This window comes from Streptomyces sp. SAI-170, assembly GCF_049739565.1.
In the GTDB taxonomy this organism is placed as follows: domain Bacteria; phylum Actinomycetota; class Actinomycetes; order Streptomycetales; family Streptomycetaceae; genus Streptomyces.
This window is the reverse complement of the sequence record NZ_JBMGQD010000001.1, coordinates 6,085,139-6,102,151: the sequence shown is the minus strand read 5'-3', so window position 1 is coordinate 6,102,151 and position 17,013 is coordinate 6,085,139. Positions and strand designations below refer to the sequence as shown.

General features: G+C 71.5%; 14 protein-coding genes. 6 read left to right on the top strand and 8 right to left on the bottom strand.

All coding sequences use genetic code 11. From position 1 onward, the window contains the following. The first annotated feature begins 208 nt into the window (after positions 1-208). Entirely contained in the window at positions 209-1,585 is a 1,377-nt protein-coding gene (locus tag RKD23_RS27415) for a cysteine desulfurase/sulfurtransferase TusA family protein (RefSeq protein ID WP_424856105.1), read from the top strand. Positions 1,586-1,643: 58 nt separating this feature from the next. On the opposite strand, the gene RKD23_RS27410 is transcribed toward RKD23_RS27415, so the two are convergent. Next, positions 1,644-2,618 carry a carbohydrate kinase family protein gene (locus RKD23_RS27410; protein ID WP_424856104.1) on the bottom strand — a complete coding sequence of 325 codons (975 nt, stop codon included), beginning with the start codon at positions 2,616-2,618 and terminating at the stop codon, positions 1,644-1,646. A 130-nt stretch (positions 2,619-2,748) separates the two neighbouring features. Between RKD23_RS27410 and RKD23_RS27405 the strand changes: the two genes are divergently transcribed. Then, entirely contained in the window at positions 2,749-2,961 is a 213-nt protein-coding gene (locus RKD23_RS27405) for a hypothetical protein (RefSeq protein WP_424856103.1), read from the top strand. Positions 2,962-3,082: 121 nt separating this feature from the next. Then, positions 3,083-4,633, top strand: coding sequence for a hypothetical protein (locus tag RKD23_RS27400; RefSeq protein WP_424856102.1), 1,551 nt, complete (start codon positions 3,083-3,085; stop codon positions 4,631-4,633). Between the two features lie 141 nt (positions 4,634-4,774). Here the strand turns inward: RKD23_RS27400 and RKD23_RS27395 are convergent, their stop codons facing one another. After that, positions 4,775-5,131, bottom strand: coding sequence for a HesB/IscA family protein (locus RKD23_RS27395; RefSeq protein WP_402497558.1), 357 nt, complete (start codon positions 5,129-5,131; stop codon positions 4,775-4,777). A 274-nt stretch (positions 5,132-5,405) separates the two neighbouring features. Between RKD23_RS27395 and nadA the strand changes: the two genes are divergently transcribed. Continuing rightward, a complete protein-coding gene (gene nadA, locus RKD23_RS27390; protein ID WP_404034538.1) occupies positions 5,406-6,593 on the top strand; it encodes a quinolinate synthase NadA in 1,188 nt (395 codons plus the stop codon). A gap of 24 nt (positions 6,594-6,617) precedes the next feature. Here nadA and RKD23_RS27385 read toward each other — a convergent pair whose 3' ends face one another. The 6 genes from RKD23_RS27385 to RKD23_RS27360 all read right to left on the bottom strand — a co-directional run bounded on the left by RKD23_RS27385 (position 6,618) and on the right by RKD23_RS27360 (position 15,238). Further along, positions 6,618-8,783, bottom strand: coding sequence for a protein kinase domain-containing protein (locus tag RKD23_RS27385; RefSeq protein ID WP_424856101.1), 2,166 nt, complete (start codon positions 8,781-8,783; stop codon positions 6,618-6,620). A gap of 112 nt (positions 8,784-8,895) precedes the next feature. Then, a complete protein-coding gene (locus tag RKD23_RS27380; RefSeq protein ID WP_424856100.1) occupies positions 8,896-12,003 on the bottom strand; it encodes an efflux RND transporter permease subunit in 3,108 nt (1,035 codons plus the stop codon). A 155-nt stretch (positions 12,004-12,158) separates the two neighbouring features. After that, positions 12,159-12,839 (bottom strand): response regulator, encoded by a 681-nt coding sequence (locus RKD23_RS27375; protein ID WP_424856099.1) that lies wholly within the window; start codon positions 12,837-12,839, stop codon positions 12,159-12,161. A 3-nt stretch (positions 12,840-12,842) separates the two neighbouring features. Further along, positions 12,843-14,054, bottom strand: a complete 1,212-nt coding sequence (locus RKD23_RS27370) for a sensor histidine kinase (protein WP_424856098.1) — start codon at positions 14,052-14,054, stop codon at positions 12,843-12,845. Positions 14,055-14,144: 90 nt separating this feature from the next. Next, positions 14,145-14,423, bottom strand: a complete 279-nt coding sequence (pspAA, locus tag RKD23_RS27365) for a PspA-associated protein PspAA (protein WP_424856097.1) — start codon at positions 14,421-14,423, stop codon at positions 14,145-14,147. A gap of 20 nt (positions 14,424-14,443) precedes the next feature. Then, on the bottom strand, positions 14,444-15,238 hold the full coding sequence (locus tag RKD23_RS27360; protein ID WP_424856096.1) for a PspA/IM30 family protein: 795 nt from the start codon (positions 15,236-15,238) through the stop codon (positions 14,444-14,446). Positions 15,239-15,500: 262 nt separating this feature from the next. On the opposite strand from RKD23_RS27360, the gene RKD23_RS27355 reads away from it, so the two are divergent. After that, positions 15,501-16,133: a DUF3043 domain-containing protein gene (locus RKD23_RS27355; RefSeq protein WP_424856095.1), complete on the top strand. Its 633-nt coding sequence runs from the start codon at positions 15,501-15,503 to the stop codon at positions 16,131-16,133. Positions 16,134-16,216: 83 nt separating this feature from the next. After that, positions 16,217-16,918, top strand: a complete 702-nt coding sequence (locus tag RKD23_RS27350; protein ID WP_404034554.1) for a methyltransferase domain-containing protein — start codon at positions 16,217-16,219, stop codon at positions 16,916-16,918. The last annotated feature ends 95 nt before the right edge of the window (positions 16,919-17,013 follow it).

Genomic DNA, 17,013 nt, shown 5'->3' with positions numbered 1-17,013 from the left:
ATTGGCTGCGGCCTTCTCGCTGGTCGGTCGCCGCCCTGCGTCGGGCAGGGGTTTGGATGTTTATGCGGACCAAACCCTAGCCGACGCCCTCCGGGGGTTCGCGGGGAGGGGGGCCTACTGTCTCGGGTGGTTCGCTGGTTTGGCGGCTGCGGGTTGTTTGTGGCTGTTCGCGCAGTTCCCCGCGCCCCTGGGGAGTTAGCGTTGCGGTGTGTCCTATTTCGACGCTGCATCCAGTGCGCCTCTCCATCCCGTGGCTCGTCAGGCCCTGTTGGCCTCTTTGGATGAGGGGTGGGCCGATCCCGCACGTCTGTACCGGGAAGGGCGGCGGGCGCGGATGCTGCTGGACGCCGCGCGGGAGGCGGCCGCGGAGGCGGTGGGCTGCCGGCCGGACGAACTGGTCTTCACCGGCTCCGGGACGCGGGCCCTGCACAGCGGCGTGGCGGGGGCGTTGGCCGGGCGGCGGCGCGTCGGACGCCACCTGATCGTGTCATCGGTCGAACATTCCGCCGTGCTCCATTCGGCCGAGGTGCACGAGCGGGAGGGCGGCACGGTCACTCAAGTGGGTGTCGACTGGACGGGAAGGGTGAGCCCGTCGGCGTACGCGGAGGCGCTGCGGGAGGACACCGCGCTGGCATGTCTGCAGTCCGCCAACCACGAGGTGGGGACCGTGCAGCCGGTGGCGGAGGTGGCCGAGGTGTGCCGAGCGGCCGGGGTGCCGCTGCTGGTGGACGCTGCGCAGTCGCTGGGGTGGGGCCCGGTGGAGGGCGAGTGGTCCCTGTTGACGGGGAGCGCCCACAAATGGGGCGGTCCGTCCGGGGTCGGGCTGCTCGTCGTCCGCAAGGGCGTGCGCTTCGCGGCCCAAGGGCCGGTCGACGAGCGGGAGTCCGGGCGTGCCGCCGGCTTCGAGAACATCCCGGCGATCGTCGCGGCCGTCGCGTCCCTGCGGGCGGTACGCGCCGAGGCCGCCCAGGAGGCCGTACGGCTGCGGGAGCTGACGGAGCGGATCCGCGCGCGGGTGCCTCGGCTGGTGCCGGACGTGGAGGTCGTCGGCGACCCGGACCACCGCCTGCCCGGCATCGTCACCTTCTCCTGCCTCTACGTCGACGGCGAGGCCCTCCTGCACGAACTGGACCGGGCCGGCTTCTCCGTCTCCTCCGGCTCCTCCTGCACGAGCAGCACCCTGACGCCCAGCCACGTCCTGAAGGCCATGGGCGTCCTGACCGAGGGCAACGTCCGCGTGTCCCTGCCGATGGGCGCGGTGTCCGAGGACGTCGAGGGCTTCCTGGACACCCTGCCCGGCACGGTCACCGCCGTACGGGAGAAGCTGGGGGCGCCGACACCGTCCGCGGTCGTCCACAAGGACGAGCTGGTCGTCGACGCCCTCGGCAAGCGCTGCCCGATCCCGGTCATCGAACTGGCCAAGGTGATCGGAGACGTACCCGTGGGTGGCCTGGTAAGGGTCCTGTCCGACGACGAGGCAGCTCGACTGGACATCCCGGCATGGTGCGAGATGCGCGAACAGGAATACGTGGGCGAGGAGAAGGCGGAGAAGGGAACCGCGTACGTGGTGCGTAGATCCAGCTGACGTACCTAAGGGGCGCGGGGAACTGCGCGACCAGCCCCCCACAACCCGCGGACGAAACTCAGCCGAGATGCCCCCGAACCTCGTCCGCCGCCTCATGCCCGTACGCCTTGGTGAACCGATCCATGAAGTGAGCCCGCCGCAACTGGTACTCCTGCGTACCAACGGTCTCAATCACCAGCGTGGCGAGCATGCACCCCACCTGCGCCGCCCGCTCCAGCGAAACCCCCCACGCCAGCCCCGAGAGGAACCCCGCCCGGAACGCGTCGCCGACACCCGTCGGGTCGGCCTTGCGCTCCTCCTCGGCGCAGCCGACCTCGATGACCGGCTCGCCCACGCGCTCGATGCGCACGCCGCGCGACCCGAGCGTGGTCACCCGGTGGCCGACCTTGGCCAGGATCTCCGCGTCCGACCAGCCGGTCTTGGACTCGATGAGCCCCTTCTCGTACTCGTTGGAGAACAGGTACGTCGCCCCGTCCAGCAGTATCCGGATCTCCTCGCCGTTCATCCGGGCGATCTGCTGGGAGAAGTCGGCCGCGAAGGGAATCTTCCGCGTCCGGCACTCCTCGGTGTGGCGGAGCATCGCCTCGGGGTCGTCGGCGCCGATGAGGACGAGGTCGAGGCCGCCGACGCGGTCGGCGACGGTCTTGAGCTCGATCTGGCGGGCCTCGCTCATCGCGCCGGTGTAGAAGGAGCCGATCTGGTTGTGGTCGGCGTCGGTGGTGCAGACGAAGCGGGCGGTGTGCAGGGTCTCGGAGATGCGGACCGAGCCGGTGTCGACGCCGTGCCGGTCCAGCCAGGCCCGGTACTCGTCGAAGTCGAAGCCGGCCGCGCCGACCAGGATCGGGTGGGTGCCGAGCTGGCCCATGCCGAACGCGATGTTCGCGCCGACGCCGCCCCGCCGTACGTCGAGGTTGTCGACCAGGAAGGAGAGCGAGACCGTGTGCAGCTGGTCCGCGACGAACTGGTCGGCGAACCGGCCGGGGAAGGTCATGAGGTGGTCGGTGGCGATGGAGCCGGTGACTGCGATGCGCACGGCGTGGGTCTCCTGGGTGGAGGGGTAATGACAGTCCACGCTACCCGGTATGCGGTGCGGCCCAGAAGCAGGCAAAACTACCCGATAGTAGATCTTTCTTCGTGAGTGCGGTCGTGCATACGGTGCGGTCATGACGAACCTCAAGGCTCCCGCCGTCCCCGCCCGGGCCGACCTCGACGGCGACCTGGCGTCCCTGCGCGGCGACTGTGCCCGGATGGCCCCGCACTGGGCGGTCGCGGACCGGCTCGACGCCCGCCCGGTCTCCCCGTCCAGCATCCACGGCGTGACGGTGCCGCCGGCGTCGGCCCGGCTCCTGGACGCGATGTCGGACTACGGGGACTGAGGGGCGCCCGAACGGGTGAACCAGCGCATGGCAGGGAACCTCACGCTCCCCCGCTGCGTCTCATCGCCGTCCCCCCTCGGGGGGAAGCGAGATACGACCCTCCAGCAGCAGGAGCGATGCGGTGAACACCGAGCGATCCGACAACCCCGATCGCGACGACGCCGTCGCGGGTGAGGCAGGCACGTCCGCCGAGGAGCGGCCGGGGCGGCGCCGTCCGCCCGTGGTGGCCTCCGTCGCCGCGGCCGTGCTGCTCGTAGCGGGCGGCGGCGCCTACCTCGCCGCGTCCGTGACCGGCGGTTCCGGCGATTCCGGCCGTGCGTCCTCCGGTGCGCCCGGCGACGACGGCACTCCCCCACCACTCGCCCTGGACGGCTACTCCGAGGGCGGCGGCGCCGGTATCGCGCCGGGCGAGCCCGACCCGAACGGCGCCGTCTACCGGGCCGGGGGCACACTGCCCGACGGCCCGGACTCGGCGCCCGTCTACCGGGCGAAGGGCGAGGTCACCCAGGACGACGTGGCGAGGCTGGCGGCCGCGCTGGACATCGCGGGCACGCCGGTCCTGCAGGGCCAGTCCTGGCGGGTCGGCGCGCGGGACGACTCCGGGCCGACCCTCCAGGTGAACCGGCAGGCGCCGGGCACCTGGACGTTCCACCGGTACGCGCCCGGCACGGACAACTGCAAGCCGAACGCCACCGAGTGCCCGCACCGCGGCCCGATGGCCCCGGCCGCCGACCCGGTGAGCGAGGACGCGGCGAAGAAGGCGGCCGCGCCGGTGCTGAAGGCCGTCGGCCAGGACGACGCCAAGGTCGACGCGAGCCAGGTCATGGGTGCGCAGCGGCTGGTCAACGCCGACCCGGAGATCGGCGGGCTGCCGACGTACGGCTGGGCGACCGGTCTGACGGTCGGCGTGGACGGCGAGATCGTCGGCGGCAACGGCCAGCTCGAGGCGCCGGTGAAGGGCGACACATACCCGGTGCTGGGCGCGCGCGAGACCCTGGAGCGGATGAACGCGGGCTCGGTCCGCGCGGGGTCGGGCGTCGGCGGCTGCGCGAGCCCCGAGCCGCTGGAGGAGTCGGGGCAGATCGCGCCCTGTGAGCCCGAGCCGCTGGACAAGCAGACGATCGAGGTGCGCGGGGCGGTCTTCGGGCTGGCGTCGCATGTCGTGGACGGGCGGCAGGCCCTGGTGCCGTCGTGGCTGTTCGAGGTGCGGGCGCCGGGGACGGAGGACACCTTCACGGTGACGCATCCGGCGGTCGAGCCGCGCTATCTCGCCTCGCCCGCCCCGGGCAACCCGCCGCCCGGTGAGCCGACCGCTCCGCCGAGCCCGCGGCCGACCGGCCCTGGCCCGGACGAGCCGACCTCCGCGCCGAGCCCGCGCGATGTGCGGGTGGAGGCGTACGAGGCCGAGGGCCGTGAGCTGACCGTGCGCTTCACGGGCGGTGTGTGCGCGGACTACACGGTGGCGGCCGCCGAGAGCGCGGACCGGGTGACGGTGACGGTGACCGAGAAGCCGTGGCCGGGCAAGATGTGCATCCTCATCGCCAAGGTCTTCCACCGGACCGTGCAGCTGGAAGAGCCGCTCGGGGACCGCCGGGTGGTCGGCTCGAACGACAGGAGCGTCCCGCTGGAGAAGCCGGGGGCGCGGCTGCCGGAGGCGTCCACGGCCCGGTAGCCGAGGCTTCGCGGCCCGGGACCTGAGGCCTCACGGCCCGGGCCCTGAAGCGAGCGGATACGCCGACGGCGGCGGCCCCCCTTCGTCAGGGGGACCGCCGCCGTCGTTGTCGTGCCGCCTCGGAAGGTCAGACTGTACGACTTAGTTGAACGAGTCGCCGCAGGCGCAGGAGCCGGTCGCGTTCGGGTTGTCGATCGTGAAGCCCTGCTTCTCGATCGTGTCCACGAAGTCGACCGTGGCGCCGCCCAGGTACGGGGCACTCATGCGGTCCGTGACGACCTTCACGCCGCCGAAGTCCTTCACGACGTCGCCGTCGAGCGAGCGCTCGTCGAAGAAGAGCTGGTAGCGCAGGCCGGAGCAGCCGCCGGGCTGGACGGCGACGCGCAGGGCGAGGTCGTCACGGCCTTCCTGGTCGAGCAGGGTCTTGACCTTGGACGCGGCGGCGTCGGTCAGGATGATGCCGTCGGTGACGGTGCTGGTCTCGTCCGATACGGACATCTACATCTCTCCCGGGTTGTACGGAGACTGCTTGCCGACGGTTGCAACCGGCGGGGCCTCGGATTCATTCCGGGCCGGTCCTTCTTCTCAAGCCGGGCCGGTCCTTCTTTTCATGCTCGCACACCGGCTCCCTGGCAGGAAATGTCCTGCGGCACAGCCCGCCGGGGCGGCATCGGGATTCACGTCACATCGACACTATGGCCATCGTCAAACTGACGTGAAGCGGTTATGATAGATAGCGTCAGTTCGACGAGAAGAAGAAAGGGTGCGTGTCGTGACCACCGCCCAGACCACCCCGGACCTCGACGTCCAGCCGTCTCCGCTCGCCCTGCTGCTCCTCGGTCGTGAGGCCGACCCGAAGAGCGAGCGCGGTGTCGAGTGTCCCGGTGACCTTCCGTCGCCGTCCGACCCGGACCTGGTCGAGCGGGCCCGTGCCGCCAAGGAGAAGCTCGGCGACAAGGTGTTCGTGCTCGGCCACCACTACCAGCGTGACGAGGTCATCCAGTTCGCGGACGTCACGGGCGACTCCTTCAAGCTGGCCCGGGACGCGGCCGCGCGCCCGGAGGCCGAGTACATCGTGTTCTGCGGTGTGCACTTCATGGCCGAGTCCGCGGACATCCTGACGACCGACGACCAGAAGGTCGTCCTGCCGGACCTGGCCGCCGGCTGCTCCATGGCCGACATGGCCACCGCCGAGCAGGTCGCCGAGTGCTGGGACGTGCTGACCGAGGCGGGCATAGCCGAGCAGGTCGTGCCGGTGTCGTACATGAACTCCTCGGCCGACATCAAGGCCTTCACCGGCAAGCACGGCGGCACCATCTGCACCTCCTCCAACGCCCAGCGGGCGCTGGAGTGGGCGTTCGAGCAGGGCGAGAAGGTGCTGTTCCTCCCCGACCAGCACCTGGGTCGCAACACCGCCGTCCGCGACATGGGCATGTCCCTGGACGACTGCGTGCTCTACAACCCGCACAAGCCGAACGGCGGCCTGACCGTCGAGGAGCTGCGTGCCGCGAAGATGATCCTGTGGCGCGGCCACTGCTCGGTGCACGGCCGCTTCAGCCTGGACTCGGTGAACGACGTGCGCGAGCGCATCCCGGGCGTGAACGTCCTGGTGCACCCCGAGTGCCGGCACGAGGTCGTCGCCGCGGCGGACTACGTCGGCTCGACCGAGTACATCATCAAGACGCTGGAGGCCGCCCCGGCCGGCTCCAAGTGGGCCATCGGCACGGAGCTGAACCTGGTCCGCCGCCTGGCGAACCGTTTCGCTCCCGAGGGCAAGGAGATCGTCTTCCTCGACAAGACGGTCTGCTTCTGCTCCACGATGAACCGCATCGACCTGCCGCACCTGGTCTGGGCCCTGGAGTCCCTGGCCGAGGGCAACCTCGTCAACCGCATCGAGGTCGACAAGGAGACCGAGGCGTTCGCCAAGCTGGCGCTGGAGCGGATGCTCGCCCTGCCGTAAAACCGGCCCGCCGCGGCCCCGCCGTCAGTCCGGGAGGGTCTTCCCTTCCGGGTCGGCGGGGTCGAGGCTGAAGACGGTGCCGTCGCCGGTGGCGACCACCAGGGCGCCCTTGTAGAGCAGCACGCCGGGCCCTGTCATGCCGCTGGAGGTCACCCCCGGCCGCGGCAGCGTCTCCCACAGGAGGCTGCCGTCGCGCCCGTCGAGTGCGGCCACCCTGCCGGTGCCGCTGGCCAGGTACAGGGTGTGCGTTCGCGGGTCGTAGGTGGGCTCGCCGGGTTCCTCCAGGCTGGTGCGGGCCTGCCACTCCTGTTCGCCGGTGCGCGGGGACACCGCGGTCACCACGCCGCTCTCGGAGACGAACCACAGCAGGCCGCCCGACAGCGTCGGCTCCCCGTCGTAGCCCTTCGCCAGCTTCGCCGTCGTACGGGTACCGGTGGCCGGGTCGATCAGCACGACCCGTTCGTACAGCGGGGCGTCCAGGGACGACTCGTCCGTGGGGCCCGACTGGAGCAGGAGCAGCTTCCCGTCCAGGAGGCCGAGGACACCGCTGCCGGACGGGACCGTGAGGCGCCGCTGCGAGCCGTCGTCCGGGTCCAGGGCCAGCAGCACGGAGTCGTCGGACGCCTCCATGTCCCCCATGCACTGGGCGTACACCTCGGCGCCGTCCGGCAGGAACGAGCAGTAGTCGCCCTTGGGCATCTTCGCGGTCCAGCGCTCGGCTCCGGTGCGCGGGGAGCGGGCCGTCACGGCGGTGCCCCCGCCGGAGGTGATGGCCAGGCCCGCGGACAGGGCCAGGTCGAGGTTCGTGTCGTCCGACCGGTGCTTCCAGAGCTGCTCACCGGTCTCGGCGTCGAGGCCGAGTACATAGACCCGATCCGTCTCGGCGGATTCCGTGAGGGACTGGCGCAGCACCACCATGCCGTCGCGTACGCCGAGCAGCGTGGCGCTGTACGACTCCGTCTCCGGGTCGATCTTCGGGATCTCGGCACGCCAGACGGTCTTCCCGGTCCGGGCGTCCAGACGGACGGGCCTGATGCTGTCGCCCGCGCAGTAGACGGCGTCCCCGCGCGTCAGACAGTTGGGCTCGCCCCCGATCATGCTGCCGCCGACTGATCCCACGACCAGCGCGCCCGTGGTCGACGTGTCGAACACCGTCGTCTGCCAGGGCCGCCAGCCCTCCGGCACGGTCGGCTCCCGGCTCTCCGCCAGCCCCGGCCCGATCAGCAGGTACGCCGTCAGCCCGAGGACCAGCGCGCCGACCGTGCCCGTCGCGGCGAGCAGCGGGTGCACACGGCGCCGACGACCGGCTCGCTCGGCCGCGGCCCCCGCCTCCGCCGGAGCCTTCGCGCCGAGGATCACCGTGGGCGGGTCGTCGTCCCCCTCCTCCGGCAGGACGGCCGCGAACTCCCGGGCCAGCTCGTCCAGTTCCGGCCGGTCCGCGGCCTCCTTGGCCAGGCAGCGTTCCAGGATGTCGCGCAGGGGCTGTCGTACGCCGTCCAGGACGGGGGCGTCGTGGACCACCCGGTACGCCGTCAGATAGGGGCTGTCCGCGTCGAAGGGGCCCCGGCCGGTGAGGGTGAACACCAGCAGCGCGCCGAGCGAGAAGACGTCGGAGGCGGGGCCGACCGAGCGGGCGTCGGTGAGCTGCTCGGGAGACATGAACGGCGGGGTGCCGATCATCTGGCCGGTCTCGGTGAGGGTGTTGTTCTCGGCGGCCCGGGAGATGCCGAAGTCGATGACGCGGGGGCCGTCGCCGGCGATCAGGACGTTGGCCGGCTTGAGGTCGCGGTGGACCACCCCGGCCCGGTGGATGTCCCGCAGCGCCTCCACCAGACCCAGGGCCAGCCGGCGGACTTCGGCCTCCTTGACCGGGCCCTGCTCGCGGATGCGGGTGGCGAGCGAGAGGCCGGGCACGTACTGCGTCGCCATCCAGGGCCGGGCCGCCTCCGGGTCGGCGTCCACGACCGGGGCGGTGAAGGCGCCGCTCACCTTGCGGACCGCCGCGATCTCCTGCCGGAACCGGGCGCGGAAGACGGCGTCCTCCGCGTACTGGGCGTGCACCACCTTGACGGCGACCTCGCGTCCGGAGCGCGCTCTGCCCCGGTAGACGACGCCCATGCCACCGGCTCCCAGCCGGTCGAGCAGCTTGTACCCGCCGACCGACCTCGGATCGTCCTTGTGCAGCGGCACGCTCCGATCCCTCTCCCCCGTATGCCAGTTGAGACAGCAGGATACGAGGCACGGACACGCCGACGGCCGGGTTCCGTGCATGAGGCATGGAACCCGGCCGCCGAAAATCCCGTCAGACGCCCGCCGGTTCCTTCCGGGCGGGTGCCGCGGCCTTCTTCTCCCGCTTGGCCGCCCGCTTCCTCGCGCGGCGCTCCTTGCGCAGCTCCAGCATCGCGTAGAGCGTCGGGACGAGGAGCAGGGTCAGCAGGGTGGAGGTGATCAGGCCGCCGATGACGACCACGGCGAGCGGCTGGGCGATGAAGCCGCCCTCGCCGGTGATGCCGAGGGCCATCGGGAGCAGGGCGAAGATGGTCGCCAGGGCGGTCATCAGGATCGGGCGCAGCCGGTGGCGGCCGCCCTCGACGACGGCCTCGACGACGCCGTGGCCCTGCCTGCGGTACTGGTTGATCAGGTCGATCAGCACGATCGCGTTGGTGACGACGATGCCGATCAGCATCAGCATGCCGATCATCGCGGGCACGCCCATCGGGGTGCCGGTGGCCACCAGCAGGCCGATCGCGCCGGTCGCGGCGAACGGGATGGAGACCAGCAGGATCAGCGGCTGGGCCAGCGAGCGGAAGGTCGCCACCAGCAGCATGAACACGATCGCGATGGCGGCGAGCATCGCCAGGCCCAGGTTGGCGAACGCCTCGTCCTGGTCGGAGGAGACTCCGCCGATCTCGGCCGTGGCGCCCGCGGGCAGCTTCAGCTTGTCGATCGCCGACTGCAGGTCGGCGCTGACCGCGCCGGTGTTGTCGCCGGTCGGGCGGGCCGTGACGGTGGCGGCGCGCTGACCGTCGATCCGGGTCATGGAGACGGGCCCGTCGACCAGCTTCACGGTCGCGATGTCTCCGAGCCGCACCCTGCCCAGCGGCAGCTTGCGCAGCTCGGCGAGGGTCTCGGCGGGCTTCGCCGAGCGGATGACGATGTCGCGCTCGGTGTCGTCCAGGGTGGCCTGGGCGGCGGTGGTGCCGCGGACCGCCTGGGCGACGGCCATGCCGAGCGTCTGGTCGCTGAACCCGGCCGCGGCGGCCTTGCTGTTGGCCTTGACCGAGATGCGCGGGACGCTCTGGGCGAGGTCGCTGGTGACGTCGGTGACGTCGTCGAGCTCGGCTACAGTGCCGCGGACCTGCTCGGCGGCCTCGCGCAGGGCGCCGGCGTCGGCGGCCTTCACGACCACGCTGAGGTCCTGGCTGCCGAATCCGTCACCGGCCGCGACGGTGGTGCTGCCGATGCCGGTCAGCTTCTTCAGCCCGGCCTCGATGCGGTCGGTGACGTCGTCAGAGGACGCCGACTCCTCCAGCATCACGTTGTACTGCGCCTGATTGGTGTCCGTGCCGCCGCCGAAGGCCGCCATGAACCCGGAGGAACCGACGGTGACCTGGTAGTCCTTGACGCCCTCGGTGCCGGCGAGCAGCTTCTCGACCTTCTTGGCCTGGGCGTCGGTCGCGGCCAGGCTGGTGCCGGGCGCCAGCTCCTGACGGACGGTGAGCACCTCCTGGTCGCCCTGGTCGAAGAAGTTCGTCTTCAGCAGGGGTGCCATGCCGAAGGTGCCGACCAGGATCACGATCGCCAGCGCCACACTGGTCATCCGGCGCCGGGTGGCGAACCGCAGGACAGGGACGTAGAGGCGCTGCAGGCGGCTGTTCGCCTCCTTCTCCTCGGCCAGGCGGCGTGCCTCCTCGGCGTCCTCGGGGGTGCCCTTGGGGGCGCGCAGGAACCAGTACGACAGCACGGGCACGACCGTCAGCGACACCAGCAGCGACGCCAGCAGGGCGGCCGTCACGGTGAGGCTGAAGGAGCCGAACAGCTCGCCGACCATGCCGCCGACGAGGCCGATCGGCAGGAACACGGCGACGGTGGTGAGGGTGGAGGAGGTGACCGCGCCCGCGACCTCGCGGACGGCGTCGAGGATGGCCGGTTCGCGTTCCTCGCCGTAGCCGAGGTGGCGCTTGATGTTCTCCAGGACGACGATCGAGTCGTCCACGACCCGGCCGATGGCGATGGTCAGCGCGCCGAGGGTGAGCATGTTCAGCGACAGGTCACGCGTCCACAGCACGATCAGCGCCAGCACCACCGACAGCGGGATGGACACGGCGGTGACCAGCGTCGAGCGGATCGACGCGAGGAACACCAGGATGACCAGGACGGCGAAGAGCAGACCGAGGGCGCCTTCGGTGGTCAGGCCCTCGATGGACTTCTTCACCGCCGGGCCCTGGTCGCTGACGATCGTGAGGGTCGCTCCGGAGCCGAGGGCCTCGCGCATCTCGGGCAGCTTGTCCTCGACGGCGTCGGAGATCGCGACCGCGCTGCCGTCGTGGTCCATGGTGACCATCACGGCGAGGCTGGGCCGCCCGTTCGTGCGGGTGAGGGCGTCGGCGCGGGCCTGCTCCTGCTGCACGGAGGCCACGTCACCGAGGCGCACCGGCCGCTTGCCGGCCTCGCCGGTGACCATCAGGTCCTCGATCTGCGACAGCGAGGTGAAGCCGCCGCCGACCTGGACGGTCCGGTTGGCGCCGGCCTCGTCGAAGGAGCCGGCCGGGACGGTGGCGCCGCCCGCCTGGAGGGCCTGGGCGAGGGACTGCGAGGTCAGACCCGCCGCGGCCAGCTTTCGCTCGTTCGGGGTGACGGTGACCTGGAGGTCGCGCACGCCGTCGACGGTGACCTGGCCGACACCGTCGATGTCCTTCAGGTCGGGGACGATCGTGCGGTCCAGCTGGTCGGCGAGGGCCTGCTGGTCCTTGTCGGAGGTGACGGCCAGGACGACGGTGGGCATGTCGTCGGTGGAGCCGGCGATGACCTGCGGGTCGACGTCGTCGGGGAGCTGGACGCGGGCGCGGTTGACGGCCTGCTGCACATCGGCGACGAGCTGCTTGGTGTCGTTGCCGTAGTCGAAGGACGCCATGATCACGGCGTTGCCCTCGCTCGCCGTGGAGGTGACGCCGGTGATGCCGTCGACGGCTTCGAGGTTGTCCTCGATCGGCTCGACGACCTGCTTCTCGACCACGTCCGGGGACGCGCCCTGGTACGGCGCGAGGACCGACACCACGGGCAGTTCGATGGTGGGCAGCAACTGCTGCTTGAGCTGGGGTATCGCTATCGCCCCGAAGGCGAGTGCGATGATCGACATCAGCCCGATCAGGGCCCTTTGCGCGAGGCTGAATCTCGACAGCCAGGACATGGGTCAGGGTCTCTTTTCGACGGCCGGAGCGGGGATACGGGCGCACAGCAGCACCCACCCCAACACCCTGGGCCATCCCCGGGCCGTGCCGCGTAGCCCCCAGGTCCCGTTCCTTATGCCGCGCATACTGCGGGTGCAGTAGGGCCCGGATGAGGTCAGTCAGCCTTTGGACGGACCAGCCCCGACTCGTACGCGATGACCACCAGCTGGGCCCGGTCCCGGGCGCCCAGCTTGGCCATGGCCCGGTTGACATGGGTCTTCACGGTGAGCGGGCTGACGGTGAGCCGCTCGGCGATCTCGTCGTTGGAGTGTCCGCCCGCGACCTGCACCAGCACCTCGCGCTCGCGCACGGTCAGCGCGTCCAGCCGCTCGGAGCCGGCGGGGTCGGGGCCCTCGCCGTCGTCGCCCTGGGCGAGGAACCGGGCGATCAGCCCCTTGGTGGCGGCCGGGGACAGCAGCGCCTCGCCGCCGGCCGCGACCCGGATCGCGTTCAGCAGCTCCTCGGGCTCCGACCCCTTGCCGAGGAACCCGGAGGCGCCCGCGCGCAGCGACTGCACGACGTAGTCGTCGACCTCGAACGTCGTCAGGATGACGACCCTGACCTGGGCGAGCGACGGGTCGGCGCTGATCAGCCGGGTCGCGGCGAGCCCGTCGGTGCCGGGCATGCGGATGTCCATCAGGACGACGTCAGCCCGCTGCTCCTTGGCCAGCCGCACGGCCTCGGCGCCGTCGGACGCCTCCCCGACCACCTCCATGTCCGGCTCGGAGTCGACGAGCACCCGGAAGGCGCTGCGCAGCAGGGCCTGGTCGTCGGCGAGCAGGACACGGATCGTCATACGTCAGTCCTCGCTTGAGCTGGTGCGGGTCTTGACCGGCAGGATCGCATGGACGCGGAAACCGCCCCCATAGCGGGGACCGGTGGTCAGGGTGCCGCGTACGGCGGTGACGCGCTCGCGCATGCCGAGCAGACCGTGCCCTCCGCCGTCGGCCGGGGCCTCGTCGCCGCTGCCGTCGTCGAGGACGCTGATCTCGATGCTCGGCCCCACCCGGACCACGCTCACCTCGGCCTTCGCGCCCTGCCCGGCGTGCTTCTGCACATTGGTGAGCGCCTCCTGGATCACCCGGTACGCGGCCAGGTCGACGGCGGCCGGCAGACGGGTGCCCTGGTCGGTGCGGGCGACCTCGACCCGCAGCCCGGCCGCACGGAAGGTGCCGACCAGCTCGTCGAGCCGGTCCAGCCCCGGCGCCGGCTCGGTCGGTGCCTCGGGGTCGCCGGACTGCCGCAGCAGCCCGACGGTCGCCCGCAGCTCGTTCAGCGCCGACCGGCTGGCCTCCCGCACATGGGCGAGGGCCTCCTTGGCCTGGTCGGGGCGCTTGTCCATGACATGTGCGGCGACTCCGGCCTGCACATTGACCAGCGCGATGTGGTGCGCGACCACGTCATGCAGGTCCCGGGCGATCCGCAGCCGCTCCTCGGCGACCCGCCGCCGCGCCTCCTCCTCGCGCGTGCGCTCCGCCTTCTCCGCGCGCTCCCGTATGGCCTGCACGAACGCCCGCCGGCTGCGCACGGCGTCGCCGCCCGCCGCGGCCATGCCGGTCCACGCGAAGATGCCGAGGTTCTCCTGCGCGTACCAGGGCAGGGGCCCGGCGAGCATGGCCGCGCCGGTCAGCACGGTCATGGTGAGCAGGCCGACCCGCCAGGTGGTGTGCCGGTCGGTGGTGGCGGCGACGGTGTACAGCGCGATGACGGCGGCCATGGCGACCGGCGCGCGCGGGTCACCGGTGACGCACTCCACGAGAGACAGCCCGCCGGTGACGGCCAGCACCGTCCGGGGGGCCCGCCGCCGGAACACCAGCGCGACCGCCCCGAACGCCATCAGCACCAGGCTGAGCGGGTCCGGCGTACGCAGCCCCCAGGTGACCCCGTTCTCCCCCCGGGGATCCACGAAGGAACCGGCGACCATGCACAGCAGCACACCGGCCGCCAGCGTCGCGTCCAGTGCAAGGGGATACGCCTTCATGCGAGCACGAACGCGGTCGAGCGTGGTCACGGGGCTCTACGTTCCCTACTCAGGGGCGCGGGGAACTGCGCGACCAGCCACGGACAATCCGCGGACCGGTACGCGCATCAGCCACCCGAATCAGCCCGGAATCAGTCCATCGTCGCTGAGCATCTCACGGACCTCTTCCAGCGACGCGTCCGGCGCCGGCAGGATGAGGTCCGACGGTTCGAGAGAGTCGTCGGGAAGCGGCACACCGAGACGACGCACGGCGTCCAGGAGGGCGTTGAACGTCCGGCGGAAGCCGGACTCGTCGCCACCCTCCAGTTCGGCCAGCAGCTCGTCGTCCAGCTTGTTCAGTTCGGCGAGGTGGCTGTCCTCCAGCCTCACCTGGCCCTCCCCCATGATCCTGACGATCATGTCGCCTCCCTCGGCGTGGCCTACTGCTTGTCGAACCGCGGAGCATCCTGCGGCTGCTGCTGGGACTGCCCCTGACCCTGGCCGCCCTCGATGGCCTGCCGGTCGGCGGAGCCACCCGCCAGCTCGGCCTTCATGCGCTGCAGCTCCAGCTCTACATCCGTACCACCGGACAGCCGGTCCAGCTCGGCCTGGATGTCGTCCTTGGCGACGCCCGTGGGGTCGTCGAGGGCACCCGAGGCCAGCAGTTCGTCGATCGCGCCGGCGCGGGCCTGGAGCTGGGCGGTCTTGTCCTCGGCGCGCTGGATGGCCAGGCCGACGTCGCCCATCTCCTCGGAGATGCCGGTGAACGCCTCGCCGATCCGGGTCTGCGCCTGGGCCGCGGTGTAGGTCGCCTTGATGGTCTCCTTCTTCGTCCGGAAGGCGTCCACCTTCGCCTGGAGGCGCTGCGCCGCGAGGGTGAGCTTCTCCTCCTCGCCCTGGAGGGTGGCGTGCTGCGTCTCCAGGTCGGTCACCTGCTGCTGGAGGGCGGCCCGGCGCGAGAGCGCCTCGCGGGCCAGGTCCTCGCGGCCCAGCGCGAGCGCCTTGCGGCCCTGGTCCTCCAGCTTGGAGGACTGCTGCTGCAGCTGGTTGAGCTGGAGCTCCAGGCGCTTGCGCGAGGTGGCCACGTCGGCGACACCGCGGCGCACCTTCTGGAGCAGCTCCAGCTGCTTCTGGTACGAGTAGTCGAGGGTCTCGCGCGGGTCCTCGGCCCGGTCCAGGGCCTTGTTCGCCTTCGCGCGGAAGATCATCCCCATCCGCTTCATGACACCGCTCATGGGCTTTCCGCGCCCCCTTCTGACGGACTCCGGCTCACAGGTCTGCGACAGAACCCACAGTACGGGCCCTGCATCCATTGACGCACTGTTCCGGGTCGGATGCGCTCATCCCCGAGGACGACTGCGTACGCCCCGGCTCCGGCGTAGGGAGTAGGTGATCCCCGAGGGCCCGGAGCGGTCCTTCCGGAGTGCGCGCGACGTGCCCTCTGTCCCTGTACAGACGACTGGTGTTGCCGGATCGTTCCCCGCGGGGCTGGGGTCCATGCCTCGGTACCCCGTACCCTTGGGTTTTGTGTTCCGTAGCCGTGCCACCAAGGAAGAGAAGGCCGCCGTCGCCGACAAGGCGCCGCTGACCGACTCCAAGCAGCCCCGTGACCCGCAGGCCCCCAAGGGCCGGCCGACGCCGAAGCGCAGCCAGGCCCAGGCCCAGCGCCGCAGCGTGGCCAGTACGCCGACCACGCGCAAGGAGGCCGCCAAGCGGCAGCGCGAGGAGCGTCGTGCCGCCCTGGAGCGGCAGCGCCAGGCGCTGGCCGGCGGTGACGAGCGCTATCTGCCCGCCCGCGACAAGGGTCCGGTGCGCCGCTTCGCCCGCGACTTCGTCGACTCGCGCTTCAACATCGCCGAGTTCTTCCTGCCGATGGCCGTGGTCATCCTCGTGCTGAGCGTGATCCGCGTACAGAACGTGCAGACGCTGGCGCTGCTGCTGTGGCTCGTCGTGATCGTGCTGATCGTGCTGGACTCGATCGCCACCGGCTTCCGCCTGAAGAAGGCGCTGCGTGAGCGCTTCCCCGACGACAACAAGCGCGGTGCGGTGGCCTACGCCCTGATGCGCAGCCTCCAGATGCGCCGGCTCCGGCTGCCCAAGCCGCAGGTCAAGCGCGGAGAGCGGCCCTGAGCACAACCTCGTTCTCCGGGGATGCGGCCGACGCCTGGCTGGACAAGCTCGGTGGGCTGCGTGATGTCGTACGACAGGAGCTGGTGGCCCGGCAGCTCGACGAGCAGATAGCCCAGCGCTTTCCGATCGGGCAGCGGCTGCGGGTGCTCGACGTCGGGATGGGGCAGGGCACGCAGGCGCTGCGGCTGGCCCGGATCGGCCACCAGGTCACCGGTGTGGAGCGCGACGCGACGATGATCGCCGCGGCGCGTGAGGCGCTGTCCGCCGAGCCCGAGGGCATCCGGGAGCGGATGCGGATCGTGCAGGGCGACGGCCGGGACACCGGTGTGCACTTCCTGCCGGGCAGCTTCGACGTGGTGCTGTGCCATGGCGTGCTGATGTACGTCGAGGAGCCGGACCCGCTGCTGGCGGGCCTGGCGCGGGTGCTGGCGCCGGGCGGGCTGCTGTCGCTGCTGGTCCGCAACGCCGACGCGCTGGCCATGCGGCCGGGCCTGTCCGGCGACTGGGCCGGGGCGCTGGCCTCCTTCGACACCACCGCCTACCGCAACCGCCTGGGCCTGGACGTGCGGGCGGACCGTCTGCAGACCCTCACCGCGACGCTGGCGGGCATCGGCGCGCCGCTGCACGCCTGGTACGGCGTCCGGGTCTTCACCGACACCGCGGCCGACGGGGCTGAGGTCCCCGAGGACGTCGAGCGGCTGCTGGCGGCCGAGGAGCGGGCGGGCCGCACGGACCCGTACCGCGCGGTCGCGGCGCTGCTGCATCTGTGCGGGGTACGCGGCTGAACCGCGGGTGCCGACTGCGCTCGATCGGGTGAGCCGGACAAGCCGGGTCCTCACCCCGAGGTGAGACTCGGGGCATGGACGCTTCCCGTTTCCGC